Source organism: Pseudomonas sp. Z1-14 (assembly GCF_051132005.1).
GTDB lineage: Bacteria > Pseudomonadota > Gammaproteobacteria > Pseudomonadales > Pseudomonadaceae > Aquipseudomonas.
In genome coordinates this window covers 5,786,327-5,801,332 of the sequence record NZ_CP071646.1, presented here as the reverse complement: position 1 = coordinate 5,801,332, position 15,006 = coordinate 5,786,327, and the positions used below count along the sequence as shown (strand labels likewise).

Sequence of the window (15,006 nt, the reverse complement as noted above, 5' to 3'; positions counted from 1 at the left end):
AGCCTGCTCGCGAAAGCGGTATATCAGTCAATCAAGTACCGACTGAGCTGACGCTTTCGCGAGCAGGCTCGCTCCCACATTTGTTATGCGCTGCTACTGAAAGCCGTTCTGCCGCCACGCCTCATAAACCGCCACCGCCACGGTGTTTGACAGGTTCAGGCTGCGGCAGCCTTCACGCATCGGCAAGCGCAAGCGTTGGTCCGCCGGTAGTGCGTCGAGCACTTCGGCCGGCAGGCCACGGCTTTCCGGGCCGAACAGGAATGCATCGCCGGCGACGAAGCTGGCGTCATGAAACGGCCGCGAGCCCTTGGTGGTGAAGGCGAACAGACGCGGATGCCCCAGGCTTTCCAGGCAACTGGCCAAGTCGGCGTGCCGCTGCAAGGTGGCATACTCGTGGTAGTCGAGGCCGGCGCGGCGCAGGCGCTTGTCGTCCATTTCGAAGCCCAGCGGTTCGATCAGGTGCAGGTGGCAGCCGCTGTTGGCGCACAGCCTGATGACGTTGCCGGTATTGGGTGGTATTTCCGGTTGAAAAAGGATGACGTGAAACATGCACGGCTCCGCAGATAAAGATGAGCGGCATTCTACGCCGCAAACCGATCGACGTTCGAAGCTATTGCCTCGGGTGATGGGCTCTCTGGCGATCGTCGGCATGATGGTCGGGCTGATGATCGGCCGCCTGACAACGCCCGATCCGAGCGAGCTGCAACAGGTCGAGGTCACCCAGGGAGGGCTGGTGGCCTGGTTCAACAACGAACCGGAGCTCCATGGGGAAATCATCGACGGCACTGTGGCGCTGTTGTTTCAGGCGCAAGGTCGGCCGCAGAAAGGCCAGCTCAAGCTCAACGGCAAGGACGTGAACTGGCGGGTGCGGTTGAGTGACAAGGGGCTGTTGCTGACTTTGGTGGCGGCGCGTCCGTTGCGAGGGGAGTGGACCGGCAGCGAAGTCGATGACCGCTGGCGGCTGGAGATCCGTCTCCAGGAGCAATAAAAGAGGGAATCCCCGGCCTGCCTGTACCAAGGTCCCCAAAACGGGAGGGCTTGCCGTGAAGGCGCAGCCCGGATGTAAAGAAGGGAAACCTTGACCTGCCTGTATCAAGGCCCCCAAAACAGTGGGCTCGATGAGCCCGGTGTAAAAGAGGGGAATCCCCGGCCTGCCTGTACCAAGGTCCCCGAAACTGGGTAATGATTGGGTTATTGCAGGGGGCGTGCCAGTTTTAAATGGCTTGTCACAAAAAACTGCTGAAGATGCGAAAAAGCCCCGTATTCCGGGGCTTTTGCTTTTGTTTGTGCGGTTTTTTTCGAGTTGGGTCGATTGGTTTTGGCTTGAGGTGCATGTGCAATTGCGGTTCGTAGTGCATTGAAGCGGTGCACAAAGATCCAATGTGGGAGCGGGCTTGCTCGCGAATGCGGTGTATCAGTCGACATCACTTTGTCTGATACACCGCTTTCGCGAGCAAGCCCGCTCCCACAGGGTCAAAGGCCGGTCAACCCTCATCCCCCTCATCATCATCCCCACCATCAACCTTCATCCCCAATTCCTTGATCTTGCGAGTCAAGGTATTGCGGCCCCAGCCCAGCAGCACGGCGGCGTCGCGGCGGCGGCCGGCGGTGTGCTTGAGGGCCGTTTCGATCATGATGCGTTCGAAGGCCGGGACGGCGCTGTCGAGCAGGCTCGATTGACCGCGGGCCAGGGCCTGGTCGGCCCATTGGCGCAGGGCCTGTTCCCAGTTGGTCACCGGCGCCGAATCCTGTGGCAGGCTCAACAGTTCCGGTGGCAAGTCGCTGATGTGCACTTCGCGACCCGACGCCATCACCGTGATCCAGCGGCAGGTGTTCTCCAGCTGGCGCACGTTGCCGGGCCACGGCAGGTTCTTGAGGTATTCCTCGGTCTCGCTCTTGAGCAGCTTGGGCTCCACCGCCAGCTCCTGGGCCGCACGGCCGAGGAAGTGCCGGGCCAGGGTCGGGATGTCCTCGCGACGGTCCGCCAGGCGCGGGATGTGTATGCGGATCACGTTCAGGCGATGGAACAGGTCTTCGCGGAACTTGCCGGCGTGGACCAGGGTTTCCAGGTTCTGGTGGGTCGCGGCGATGATCCGGACATCGACCTTGACCGGCGTATGCCCGCCGACTCGATAGAACTCGCCGTCGGCCAGTACCCGCAGCAGCCGGGTCTGGGTGTCAGCCGGCATGTCGCCGATTTCATCGAGGAACAACGTACCGCCATCGGCTTGTTCGAAGCGGCCCCGGCGCAGGTTGGCCGCGCCGGTGAACGCGCCTTTTTCATGGCCGAACAGCTCGGACTCCATCAGGTCCTTGGGAATCGCCGCCATGTTCAGCGCAATGAACGGCGACGCCGCACGCGGGCTGTGGCGGTGCAGGGCGTGGGCAACCAATTCCTTGCCGGTACCCGATTCACCGTTGATCAGCACGGTGATGTTGGAATGGCTCAGTCGACCGATGGCGCGAAACACTTCCTGCATCGCCGGCGCTTCGCCGATGATTTCCGGGGTGCGGGCCAGGGCCGGGACTTCCTCCAGGCCTTGTTGCTCCTGGGCGTGCTGGTTGGCGCGCTTGACCAGGGACACGGCTTCGTCGACGTCGAACGGCTTGGGCAGGTATTCGAACGCACCGCCCTGGTAAGACGCCACGGCGCTGTCCAGGTCGGAATGAGCGGTCATGATGATCACTGGCAGCCGCGGATGTTGCTCGCGAATCCGCGCCAGCAAGTCCAGGCCACTGGCGCCGGGCATGCGGATATCGGAAATGATGACGTCCGGCTGCTGACGGGCCAGGCGGCTCATCACCCCGTCGGCGCTGTCGAAGCTCTGGGTGGTCATGCCTTCCTGTTGCAAGGCTTTTTCCAGGACCCAGCGGATAGAACGGTCGTCATCGACGATCCACACGGTTTCACTACGGCTCATGTCGATGTGGCTCCTTGTTCCAGTGGCAGGAAGATCGAGAAAGTGGTGTGGCCGGGGTGGCTCTCACATTCGATCAAGCCCTGATGCTGACTGATGATGTTCTGGGTGATGGACAGGCCCAGCCCGGTACCGTCCGGGCGGCCGCTGACCATGGGGAAGAAGATGGTTTCCTGCAGTTCCGCAGGGATGCCCGGGCCGTTGTCGATGATTTCGATCTTGGTCACCAGGCGATGGCGCACATGACCGATGGTGAACTGGCGCATGGCGCGGGTGCGCAGGCTGATGCGACCCATGCGCAGCTCGTTCTGGCTGCTGATGGCCTGCATGGCGTTACGCACGATGTTCAGCACCGCCTGGATCATCTGCTCGCGGTCGATCAGGACGTCGGGAATGCTCGGGTCGTAGTCGCGCACCAAGGTGATGCAACCCTGGCTCTCCGCCTCCACCAGGCTGCTGACGCGCTCCAGTACTTCGTGAACGTTGCACAGCGCCAGTGAGGGCAGCTTGTTCGAGCCAAGCATGCGATCCACCAGGTTTCGCAGGCGGTCGGCTTCTTCGATGATGACGTTGGTGTAGTCCTTGAGGCTTTCTTCCGGCAGTTCCCGGGCGAGCAACTGCGCCGCGCCACGAATGCCACCCAGCGGATTCTTGATCTCATGGGCCAGGCCGCGCACCAGCATCTTGCTGGTTTCCTGCTTGGACAATTGCGCCTCCTCCTTGGTGATGCGCAGCAGGCGATCACGGGGATGGACTTCCAGAAGCAGGAGGGTGGCATTGTTGTTGAGGATCGGCGTTACCGCGTAGTCGACCGTCAGGGTCTGGCCGGTCAGGGCGGTGAGCATCGCTTCGCGCTTGGTGAACGGGTGAGCCTGTTCGACGGCCTGGCGCAGGGAATTCAGCGCTTCGGCGGATTCGGTAAACAGTTCGCTGATGAACTGCCCATGGCTGCGCTGGCCGCTGACGGCCAGGAGCATCTCTGCCGCCGGGTTCATGTACTCCAGACGCAGTTCGGCGTCGAGCAGGATGGTCGCGGTGGTGAGATTGTCGAGCAGCAAACGGTGTAGTGCGTCGCTAATGGTCATCAGGACCTCTTTTAAAGCGTAGCGATCAAGGGCAGGCCCCCAAATCGCGCGCGCGATTCATGCGCTGATACCAGCAAAATGCAAAAACCAAACCAAGGCTCCGAAAAGAAGCGTTTCAGGCGTCAAATAGCCTTTTCTCGCCCATCTGTGTGGCGTTCTGCCAGTTTTTGCGGGTAGTTTCGAACCAAAATGGGTTGGAATCTGGGTAGAGGTGCAGAGCTGTGCACTGACATGGTGCGCCATCCTGAATGGCATTAGAAGAAGGGCAGGATGCTGCTTTTTTCCTCCTCGGGCTTGTCCGCCAGGGGGCATTCGGGGCGTTGGCCGTAGTCGGCGATAGCACAGGGTTTGACGCGGCGCTTTTGCGCCAGGGACATGCGCTGCATGTGGAAGGGCTGGTTGGCGGTGCGCTCGACGATTCGCGCTTGCTCGTCGAGGATCTCCACTGCCAGGTGATGCGTGCCGCGATCAATATTCTTCAGCGCAAACACTGGGCTGGGTCCCGGCTCGCCAGTGGGCTTGCCGTCCAGCAGCAGACGGTAGCGGTGACCTTTCTGCAAACCGGGCTCACTGGTGGCGGTGACGATCAGTTCCCCCGCGGTACTGCGTATCGTCGCATCTGGCTCGGGTATCAGCAGCCGGAGCATCTCGTATCGGAACAAGGGCTTGGCGGGTGGCTTTTCGGCGGTCGTCGTCGGCGTAGTCCCGGAGGGCGTGGCCGGCATCCGGTTGCCGGGCGGTAGCGGTACTTTCTTCGCGTTGCCGGGGCGTGGCTGGTCGGTGAAGACGCGATTGCCCTGGGCATCGATGTAGGTGAAGACCTGCGCCAGGCTCGGTAGCGCCACCAGCAGCAGGCCGAGGGCGAGCAGCCAGCGGATCATGGAAGGTGAATCCGCTGGACAGTGAAGGTAACGGTTTCGCTTTGTTGCACGAGACGTTCCCCGTTGATGACCTGGACTGCCAGGCTGTGTTCGCCGCGGTCGATGTTCACCAGTTGCAGGCGCGGCACGTTACTCGGCTGCCCGTACGGCTGGCCGTCCAGCAATAGCCTGAACAGATGCGGGCCTTGCAGGCGCGGCTGCGCCCGGACGCCAACGGTGAAGGTGCCGTTATTGGCGCGCAGGGCTTCTTCGGTGGGGATGTCGGTCAGTTCCAGGATGTCATAGGCGTTACGCGGCGCGTCGCTGCCTTGCGTGGCCGCAGGTGCTTCGCGGCTGGCCGGTGTCTGGGACTCCACGCTGTTGAGCGGCGGCAATTCCACGGCCTGGGCTGGTACGCCGTCGGGCGGCTGATTGCTGTAGGCGGTGTTGCCGTCGGCGTCGGTGTATTTGTAGATCTGCGCGGTAGCAGGCAATGCCAACAGCGATAAGAAGATGATTGAGAAAACACGACCCATGGAAAATCGACCGAAAACGAAAGGTGATGGGTGCAGCATAGGCCAGCGTGGCTGGTTGGCCCAGTTGCTGTGTTGCACGTATTTCCTGTGGGAGCGAGCTTGCTCGCGAAGGCGGCGTGTCAGGCGCTGAGGTGTTGAATGTGCTGGCCTCATCGCGAGCAGGCTCGCTCCCACAGGGGGGAGTTTTGGTGTGTGTCAGGATTTTGCGGACACGCACAGCTCGGCGGTTGCTCGGATCAAGGCAAGCCTGTGTATTGGGTGTTGTTTGTTGTGGTGAGTGGCGCGGGCCAGCCATTGCGGGCACTGCGGGTCGGTGCGGTAGGGGGCGAAGTCGGCCAGTTGCTGCAACAGACGTTTTTGCAGTCGATCGAGTTTGGGGCGGATCTCGCCCACCAGGTCCGGGCGTGGCAGGTCCGGGGCCTTGCCGTCGAGGGCCCAGTCGGACAGGTTGATGTATTGCACCAGTTTGTTGGCTTCAATCTGGGCGGCGAAAAACGCTTCCACGGTTTCACCGGTCAGTTTGTAGGCCGGCGCCTGGGCGACGGCGGCGGCAATGACTTCACGCTCGCGCTGGCGATCCTCCACCGGTTTGCCGCTGTCCCATTTGCTCAACGCCACCTGATCGGCGATGGTCAGGCGTTCGCCGATGGCGTTCAGCAGTGGAGTAAGGGCTTCGGGGGCGTTGCTCGCTTCGGCGCTGGTGGCCAGCAGTGCGGCGGACAGGGCAAGGCAGAGCTTGAGGCGCGGAGTCATGGGCAGTCTCGTCTTTATGGAGGAGCGACGAGGCATCATGCCTGTAACCGGTGCCCATGAAAAAGGCCTCCCGAAGGAGGCCTCTTTTATTTCACGCCGTACGTGACGGCGCTACCGGATCAGCAGCTGTAGTACAGCTCATATTCCAGTGGGTGTACGAAGGTGCGAACCTTGATTTCTTCTTCGCTTTTCAGCGCGATGTAAGCGTCGATGAAGTCATCGCTGAATACGCCGCCCTTGGTCAGGAACGCACGGCCCTTGTCCAGCTCTTCCAGGGCTTCTTTCAGGCTACCGCAAACCTGTGGGATTTCCTTGGCCTCTTCAGGCGGCAGGTCATACAGGTTCTTGTCGGCGGCATCGCCGGGGTGGATCTTGTTCTGGATACCGTCCAGGCCGGCCATCATCAGTGCTGCGAAGGCCAGGTATGGGTTGGCAGCCGGATCCGGGAAGCGCGCTTCGATACGACGGGCTTTAGGGCTGTTCACGTAAGGAATACGGATCGAGGCGGAACGGTTGCGAGCCGAGTAGGCCAGCATGACCGGTGCTTCGAAGCCTGGAACCAGACGCTTGTAGGAGTTGGTCGACGGGTTGGTGAAGCCGTTCAGGGCCTTACCGTGCTTGATAATGCCGCCGATGAAGTACAGGGCGGTGTCCGACAGACCGGCATAACCTTCGCCAGCGAAGGTGTTCTTGCCGTCCTTGGAGATCGACATGTGCACGTGCATGCCCGAACCGTTGTCGCCGTACAGAGGCTTCGGCATGAAGGTCGCGGTGCGGCCGTAGGCGTCGGCAACGTTGTGCACGCAGTACTTCAGGGTCTGGACTTCGTCAGCCTTCTTGACCAGCGTGTTGAACTTCACGCCGATTTCGTTCTGGCCGGCAGTCGCCACTTCGTGGTGGTGAACTTCGACGGTCTGGCCCATTTCTTCCAGCGCGTTGCACATGGACGTACGGATTTCGTGGTCGAAATCGAACGGCGGAACCGGGAAGTAGCCGCCTTTGACGCCTGGACGGTGGCCTTTGTTGCCGCCTTCCACGTCCTGGTCGGACATCCACGAACCCTGTTCGGAGAAGATCTTGAACATGGAACCGGAGATGTCGGATTTGAACTTGACCGAGTCGAAGATGAAGAACTCAGGCTCAGGACCGAAGAAAGCGGTGTCGCCGATACCGGTGGACTTCAGGTATTCCTCGGCGCGGTGGGCGATGGCGCGTGGGTCGCGGTCATAGCCTTGCATGGTCGAAGGTTCGATGATGTCGCAAACCAGGATCAGGGTCGGCTCTTCGGTGAACGGATCGAGGACCGCGGTTTCGTCGTCCGGCATCAGGATCATGTCGGAGGCTTCGATGCCTTTCCAGCCGGAGATGGAGGAACCGTCGAACATCTTGCCGATTTCAAAAAATTCGTCGTCCAGCGCATCACGGGCCGGCATGGTCACGTGATGTTGAGTGCCCTTGGTGTCAGTGAAGCGCAGATCAATCCACTTGACGTCATGATCTTTGATGAGTTGAACCGACTTCGACATATGTCCTCCGGGTGGCTTCGGGCGGTAATGGTGTGCCCTTAGATATGGGTGATGCCGGCGCGAATACTCTGCCAAGGCAACCTGCCTCACAAGGGAGCAATTTGCATGCCAGTGCCCCAGCATGGGTTTTTTGCACCAAATCCTCGCTTTTGAAAGGGGCTGGACGCGGATTGTCGGACAATTGCGCACCGCAATGTGGCGTCTTTTGTGGAATGTGACCTGTTTTGGTGCGGCCAAAACCAATTGCAGATTAACTGGTTAAACCTTGAGCAATTTCCGCTATAATCCGCGCCCCCCTTTTTCGGCTGGCCGTTCGCGCGCTGTTTTCATGAAACTAATCGTAAAAGTCTTCCCCGAGATCACCATCAAGAGCCGCCCGGTACGGATGCGTTTCATCCGCCAGTTGGCCAAGAACATCCGTGCCGTGCTCCGTGACCTGGACCCGGCCGTGGTGGTGAATGGCGTGTGGGACAACCTCGAACTGGAAACCCGCGTCAGCGAACCCAAGGCCTTGAAGGAAATGACCGAGCGCCTGAGCTGCATGCCGGGCATCGCGCATTTCCTCCAGGTCGACGAATATCCGCTGGGGGACTTCGACGATATCCTCGCCAAGTGCATGCTCCATTATGGTGACGCCCTGGCCGGCAAGATCTTCTCGGTACGCTGCAAGCGCGCCGGCAAGCATCCGTTCAGCTCGATGGACGTCGAGCGTTATGTCGGCAGCCAGTTGCGCCGGCAGTGCGGCGCGGCCGGTATTTCCCTGAAAGACCCTGAAGTTGAAGTGCGCATCGAGATTCGCGACCAGCGGTTGTTCGTGATCCACAGCCAGCACGACAGCATCGGCGGTTATCCGCTGGGTTCGCTGGAACAGACGTTGGTATTGATGTCCGGTGGTTTCGACTCCACCGTCGCCGCCTACCAGATCATGCGTCGCGGCTTGATGAGCCATTTCTGCTTCTTCAACCTCGGCGGGCGCGCCCACGAACTGGGCGTCATGGAAGTGGCGCACTTCATCTGGAAGAAGTACGGCAGCTCCCAGCGCGTGTTATTTGTGAGCGTGCCGTTCGAGGAAGTCCTGGGCGAGATTCTCGGCAAAGTCGATAACAGTCATATGGGCGTCATTTTGAAGCGTATGATGTTGCGTGCCGCGACGAGCATCGCCGACCGCCTGCACATCGACGCGCTGGTCACCGGCGAGGCGATTTCCCAGGTTTCGAGCCAGACGCTGCCGAACCTGTCGGTGATCGACTGCGTGACCGAGAAACTCGTGCTGCGGCCACTGATCGCCAGCCACAAGCAGGACATCATCGACACGGCCACCCAGATCGGCACCGCCGATTTTGCCCGGCACATGCCGGAGTACTGCGGGGTCATCTCGGTCAATCCGAAGACGGCGGCCAAGCGCGGGCGCGTGGAGCACGAAGAGAAAGAATTCGACATGGCGGTACTCGAACGCGCGATCGAGAACGCCAGGCTGGTGCCGATCGATCGGGTCATCGACGAATTGGGCCAGGACATTCAGATTGAAGAAGTCGGCGAAGCGCTGGCCGGTCAGATCATCATCGACATCCGTCACCCGGACGATGCTGAAGACGACCCGCTGAGCGTCGCCGGCGTCGAGGTACAAACGATGCCGTTCTATGCAGTGAACGCGCGTTTCAAGGAACTGGACCCTACTCGCCAGTACCTGCTGTATTGCGACAAAGGCGTGATGAGTCGCCTGCATGCCCATCATTTGCTCAGTGAGGGGCATGCCAATGTGCGCGTTTATCGACCGAGCTAAGTGCCCGGGGCTGTTTGCCTGTGGCCTGCGTCACCGGCCCCCCGACGCCGCCGACACGCTGTAACTGTCGGACTCTACTGTAAATCGCTGCCACGACCTGTCAGCACACCGAATCCTCTGATCGAGATACACAAGTGATCGAAAATCTACGCAACATCGCCATCATTGCTCACGTTGACCATGGTAAGACCACCCTGGTAGACAAACTCTTGCGTCAATCCGGCACCCTGGAGCGCAACGAGCTCAACGACGAGCGCGTGATGGACTCCAACGACCAGGAAAAAGAGCGCGGTATTACCATCCTGGCGAAAAACACCGCCATCAACTGGAACGGCTACCACATCAACATCGTGGATACCCCGGGCCACGCCGACTTCGGTGGTGAAGTCGAGCGCGTGATGTCGATGGTCGACTCCGTGCTGCTGCTGGTCGACGCCCAGGACGGCCCTATGCCGCAAACCCGTTTCGTGACCAAGAAGGCCTTCGAAGCCGGCCTGCGTCCGATCGTTTGCATCAACAAGGTTGACCGTCCAGGCGCGCGTCCGGACTGGGTTCTGGACCAGATCTTCGACCTGTTCGACAACCTGGGCGCCACCGAAGAACAGCTGGACTTCAAAGTCGTCTACGCCTCGGCCCTGAACGGTATTGCCGGTCTGGACCACACCGAAATGGCTGACGACATGACCCCGCTGTACCAGTCGATCGTCGACAACGTACCCGCGCCGAAAGTCGACCGTGACGGCCCGTTCCAGATGCAGATCTCGGCACTGGACTACAACAGCTTCCTGGGTGTGATCGGTGTTGGCCGTATCGCTCGTGGTCGCGTCAAGCCGAACACCCCGGTCGTGGCTATCGGTGCCGACGGCAAGAAGCGCAACGGTCGTATCCTCAAGCTGATGGGTCACCACGGTCTGCACCGTGTAGACGTTGAAGAAGCAGCTGCCGGCGACATCGTCTGCATCAGCGGCATGGACTCGCTGTTCATCTCCGACACCCTGTGCCACCCGGACACCGTTGAAGCGATGAAGCCGTTGACCGTCGACGAGCCGACCGTTTCCATGACCTTCCAGGTAAACGACTCGCCATTCTGCGGTAAAGAAGGCAAGTTCGTGACTTCCCGTAACATCAAGGAACGTCTGGACAAAGAGCTGCTGTACAACGTTGCACTGCGCGTTGAAGAAGGCGACTCGGCTGACAAGTTCAAGGTCTCGGGCCGTGGCGAACTGCACCTCTCGGTTCTGATCGAAACCATGCGTCGCGAAGGCTTCGAAATGGCTGTAGGCCGTCCCGAAGTGATCATCCGTCTGGTTGACGGCGTGAAGCACGAACCGTTCGAAAACGTCACCATCGACCTGCCGGAAGAATCCCAGGGCAAGGTGATGGAAGAGATGGGCCTGCGTAAGGGCGACCTGACCAACATGGTGCCGGATGGCAAGGGCCGTGTACGTCTGGAATACAACATCCCTGCTCGTGGTCTGATCGGTTTCCGTAACCAGTTCCTGACCCTGACCAACGGCGCTGGCATCCTGACTTCGATCTTCGACCGTTACGACGTGATGAAGTCCGGCGACATGTCCGGCCGTCAGAACGGCGTTCTGGTTTCGGTTGAAACCGGCAAGGCACTGACCTACTCCCTGGAAACCCTCCAGGCGCGTGGCAAGCTGTTCGTTGAGCACGGCCAGGAAATCTACGGCGGCCAGATCGTTGGTCTGAACAGCCGTGACAACGACCTGGGCGTGAACCCTACCAAGGGCAAGAAGCTCGACAACATGCGTGCTTCGGGCAAAGACGAAACCATCGCCCTGGTTCCACCTGTTCGCTTCACCCTGGAACAGGCTCTGGAATTCATCCAGGACGACGAGCTGTGCGAAGTGACGCCTAAGTCGATCCGCCTGCGCAAGAAGATCCTGGACGAAAGCGAGCGTACCCGCGCCGCCAAGAAAGCCAAGAACTGATTTAGCCCAGGCTGAATGAAAAACGCCCCCGGTTGTGAGACCGGGGGCGTTTTTTTATGCCTGGAAGTTATGCGGCGCCTGTTGGGGCCTCATCGCGAGCAAGCTCGCTCCCACAGTTGATTTTCAGCGGATCAGATTTTGTGTCCGACATAAATCCACTGTGGGAGCGAGCTTGCTCGCGATGGCGACGGTTCAGGCGCTGCTGAATCAGCAATAGATCAAAACCGATCCAAAGTCCGCGGATTACGCTCGCGCTCCACTTCCTTGGGCTTGTAGGCACAATACCCAGGCCGTGGCCCGACCCGTGGATGATTGCGGCAGGTATCCGGGCGCTTTTCGTAAATGGTGCACAGCCGGCTCTTGCGATCCAGATACAGGCAATCGTTGTTGCTCATGCGCTGGAGCGTGAAGATTTCCGATTTCTGGTTGTAGCGCTCGACGATCCCTTCCTTTTGCAGGCGCTTGGCGATGTTTTTCGGCGGGTCGCCCAGCTCGAACTCATCGACGATGCCGATGCGGATCAGGTCCTTGATCTTGACCTCCACCGGCAGCGTGCAGCAGCTCGACACGCAGGAACCGCACATCGGGGCGGAATACTTCGCCCAGGTATCGAGTCGGTCGATCTCCGCGGCGGCGATCAGGTTGGGCTTCATCATCACGGTTTACCAGCATGCATCAGGGCGCGCGATCATACCGGGACTGGTGAAATTTTGAACGACCATCTGCCGGTTTTTTTTACCTCGCGGCAAAACCCCGCCTGGACCGGCACGGCCCCTGCATTCACTCGGCTATCTGGCAATTCTCTGGCGGCGATTCTCCGACACCGGGGAAAAACCACCGAACCAAGAGCCCGTACCGTCTGTCAGACCGTCTAGGCTCAGACATTTCCATGCTCGTTCGAGGTCTCATCAATGACTCAAGAACCACTTGTTCGCGAAGCCGAGGTTGCGGCTTTTCGCGACGCCGTGTTGACCAAACTCACTTATGCCGTCGGCAAGGACCCCGATCATGCGTTTGATCACGATTGGTTCGAAGCCATCGCCCTCGCTGCCCGCGACCATATGGTTGAACACTGGATGGACCATACGCGACAGATCTACCGAAAGGGCCAGAAGCGCGTCTACTACCTCTCCCTGGAGTTTCTCATCGGCCGGCTGCTGTACGACAGCCTGAGCAACCTCGGCTTGCTGGACACCGCCCGCGAAGCCTTGACCGAGCTGGGTGTGGACCTTGAGCGCATCCGTCTGCTGGAGCCCGACGCGGCCTTGGGCAACGGCGGTCTCGGCCGTCTGGCGGCGTGCTTCATGGAAAGCATGTCGACCCTCGGTATCGCCGGCCATGGTTATGGCATTCGTTACGAGCACGGCCTGTTCCGCCAGGCGATTGTCGACGGCTGGCAACAGGAGCAGACCGAACACTGGCTGGACTTCGGCAACCCGTGGGAATTCGAGCGGCCGGAGGTCGTCTACCCGATCGGCTTCGGCGGCAGCGTCGAGACAGTCACCGACGACACCGGCAAGACCCGGCAGGTCTGGTCTCCGGCCGAAACCGTGCGGGCAATTGCCTATGACACGCCGGTCGTCGGCTGGCGCGGCGCCAGCGTCAATACCTTGCGCCTGTGGCGTGCCCGAGCCGTGGAAGACCTGCACCTGGAGCGCTTCAACGCTGGCGACCACCTCGGCGCCGTAGCGGAAGTGGCCCGCGCCGAGAGTATTTCCCGCGTGCTGTATCCGGCCGACAGCACCGAAGCCGGCCAGGAACTGCGCCTGCGTCAGGAATATTTCTTCGTCGCTGCTTCGCTGCAGGATTTGCTGCGCCGCCATCGCAACATGCACACCTCGGTACTGACCCTGGGCGATCACGCGGCGATCCAGCTCAACGACACCCACCCGTCGATTGCCGTGGCCGAGCTGATGCGCCAATTGGTGGACGTCTACGACGTGGCGTGGGACGCGGCCTGGCAGATCACCCAGGACACGCTCTCCTACACCAACCACACGCTGCTGCCAGAAGCATTGGAAACCTGGCCGGTGGGGCTGATGGAGCGCATGTTGCCGCGGCACATGCAGATCATCTACCTGATTAACGCCCAGCATATCGATTCGCTGCGGGCCAAGGGCGTGCACGATTTCGACGTGTTGCGCTCGGTGTCGCTGATCGAAGAAGACAACGGTCGCCGGGTGCGCATGGGTAACCTCGCGTTCCTCGGTTCCCACAGCGTCAACGGCGTGTCCGGACTGCACACGCAACTGATGCGCAGCACCGTATTTTCTGAGCTGCACAAGCTTTATCCGGACCGGATCAACAACAAGACCAACGGCATCACTTTCCGCCGCTGGCTGTTCCAGGCCAACGCCGAACTGACCTCGATGATGGTCGACGCCCTCGGCCCGAGCGTGCTCGACAACCCCGAGGAGCGGCTGATCGAACTGGAGCCGTTTGCCGACAAACCGGCGTTCCGCAAGCAATTCGCCGAGCAGCGCCTGCACAGCAAGAAAGCCCTGGCCTACCTGATCCACGAGCGGCTGGGCATTGCCGTCAACCCGGCGGCGATGTTCGACGTGCAGGTCAAGCGGATCCACGAGTACAAACGCCAGTTGCTCAACCTGATGCACACCGTGGCGCTGTACCAGGCGATCCGCGCCGAGCCTGAGGTGGATTGGGTGCCGCGGGTGAAGATCTTCGCCGGCAAGGCCGCCGCCAGTTATCACCAGGCCAAGCTGATTATCAAGCTGACCAACGACATCGCCCGGGTGGTCAACAACGACCCGACCGTGCGCGGCTTGCTCAAAGTGGTGTTCCTGCCCAACTACAACGTCAGCCTGGCCGAAAGCATCATCCCGGCGGCGGACCTCTCGGAGCAGATTTCCACGGCCGGTTTCGAGGCTTCGGGTACCAGCAACATGAAGTTCGGCCTCAACGGCGCGCTGACCATCGGCACCATGGACGGCGCCAACGTGGAAATGCATGACCGCGTCGGTGGCGAGCACATGTTCATCTTCGGCCTGACCGCCGAGCAGGTGGAAGCGCGCAAGCGCAACGGCGAATTCAGTGCCGCGCCGGACATCGCCGCGTCCCATCGCCTCAACGATGTGCTGCAGGCGATTCGTGGCGGGGTGTTCTCCCCGGACGATCCGATGCGCTACACCGGGTTGGTGGACTCGCTGGTGGATTACGACCGCTTCTTGGTCTGCGCCGATTTCGACGCCTACTGGAACGCCCAGGCCAAAGTCGAGGAGAGGTGGCACGATCCCAAGCAGTGGTGGCGCTCGGCGGTGCTCAACACCGCGCGCATGGGCTGGTTCTCCTCGGACCGGACCATTCGCGAATACGCCACCGATATCTGGAAGGCCCTGGACTGACTGTTGCAAGAAATGTGAGCGAAGCCCAACGGCGGTAGGGCTTCGTCGATATACTAGGCGTCAGTTTCGCCGGGCAGTGTGGCCGGACCAGTACTGGAAATGCCAGGAATCCAATGTGGGAGCGAGCTTGCTCGCGATAGCGGTGTATCAGGCGACATTCATATTGCCCGACACGCCGCCATCGCGAGCAAGCTCGCTCCCACAGGGTTTCGGGGTTTTCCACTAGAC

At 60.5% G+C, this 15,006-nt stretch carries 12 protein-coding genes; 4 read left to right on the top strand and 8 right to left on the bottom strand.

From position 1 onward, the window contains the following. Positions 1-93: 93 nt before the first annotated feature. Positions 94-549, bottom strand: coding sequence for a tRNA (uridine(34)/cytosine(34)/5-carboxymethylaminomethyluridine(34)-2'-O)-methyltransferase TrmL (gene trmL, locus J3P89_RS26550; protein WP_092401422.1), 456 nt, complete (start codon positions 547-549; stop codon positions 94-96). On the opposite strand from trmL, the gene J3P89_RS26545 reads away from it, so the two are divergent. Further along, positions 548-988, top strand: a complete 441-nt coding sequence (locus J3P89_RS26545) for a hypothetical protein (protein ID WP_434602557.1) — start codon at positions 548-550, stop codon at positions 986-988. The genes trmL and J3P89_RS26545 overlap by 2 nt on opposite strands. A 496-nt stretch (positions 989-1,484) precedes the next feature. Here the strand turns inward: J3P89_RS26545 and ntrC are convergent, their stop codons facing one another. From ntrC to glnA, 6 genes are all read right to left on the bottom strand, one after another. After that, a complete protein-coding gene (ntrC, locus tag J3P89_RS26540; RefSeq protein WP_186613250.1) occupies positions 1,485-2,921 on the bottom strand; it encodes a nitrogen regulation protein NR(I) in 1,437 nt (478 codons plus the stop codon). Next, positions 2,918-4,003, bottom strand: a complete 1,086-nt coding sequence (glnL, locus tag J3P89_RS26535; protein WP_434570233.1) for a nitrogen regulation protein NR(II) — start codon at positions 4,001-4,003, stop codon at positions 2,918-2,920. The genes ntrC and glnL overlap by 4 nt, the downstream gene beginning before the upstream one ends. 254 nt (positions 4,004-4,257) lie before the next feature. Beyond that, positions 4,258-4,884 (bottom strand): DUF4124 domain-containing protein, encoded by a 627-nt coding sequence (locus tag J3P89_RS26530; protein ID WP_434696148.1) that lies wholly within the window; start codon positions 4,882-4,884, stop codon positions 4,258-4,260. Then, positions 4,881-5,399: a DUF4124 domain-containing protein gene (locus J3P89_RS26525; RefSeq protein WP_434696147.1), complete on the bottom strand. Its 519-nt coding sequence runs from the start codon at positions 5,397-5,399 to the stop codon at positions 4,881-4,883. Before J3P89_RS26525 ends, J3P89_RS26530 begins: the two co-directional genes overlap by 4 nt. A gap of 195 nt (positions 5,400-5,594) precedes the next feature. Further along, positions 5,595-6,152, bottom strand: coding sequence for a chorismate mutase (locus tag J3P89_RS26520; protein WP_434696146.1), 558 nt, complete (start codon positions 6,150-6,152; stop codon positions 5,595-5,597). 119 nt (positions 6,153-6,271) lie between these two features. Beyond that, the gene (glnA, locus tag J3P89_RS26515) at positions 6,272-7,678 is read right to left on the bottom strand and encodes a type I glutamate--ammonia ligase (RefSeq protein WP_186638815.1); all 1,407 of its coding nucleotides are present in this window, start codon (positions 7,676-7,678) and stop codon (positions 6,272-6,274) included. A gap of 328 nt (positions 7,679-8,006) precedes the next feature. Between glnA and thiI the strand changes: the two genes are divergently transcribed. Together thiI and typA are read left to right on the top strand one after the other, a co-directional pair. Further along, entirely contained in the window at positions 8,007-9,461 is a 1,455-nt protein-coding gene (gene thiI, locus J3P89_RS26510; protein ID WP_434696145.1) for a tRNA uracil 4-sulfurtransferase ThiI, read from the top strand. A gap of 134 nt (positions 9,462-9,595) precedes the next feature. After that, on the top strand, positions 9,596-11,416 hold the full coding sequence (typA, locus tag J3P89_RS26505; RefSeq protein WP_305497421.1) for a translational GTPase TypA: 1,821 nt from the start codon (positions 9,596-9,598) through the stop codon (positions 11,414-11,416). 218 nt (positions 11,417-11,634) lie between these two features. On the opposite strand, the gene J3P89_RS26500 is transcribed toward typA, so the two are convergent. Then, positions 11,635-12,072: a YkgJ family cysteine cluster protein gene (locus J3P89_RS26500; protein WP_024778075.1), complete on the bottom strand. Its 438-nt coding sequence runs from the start codon at positions 12,070-12,072 to the stop codon at positions 11,635-11,637. A 255-nt stretch (positions 12,073-12,327) separates the two neighbouring features. On the opposite strand from J3P89_RS26500, the gene J3P89_RS26495 reads away from it, so the two are divergent. Continuing rightward, on the top strand, positions 12,328-14,778 hold the full coding sequence (locus tag J3P89_RS26495; RefSeq protein ID WP_434570225.1) for a glycogen/starch/alpha-glucan phosphorylase: 2,451 nt from the start codon (positions 12,328-12,330) through the stop codon (positions 14,776-14,778). Positions 14,779-15,006: the final 228 nt, after the last annotated feature.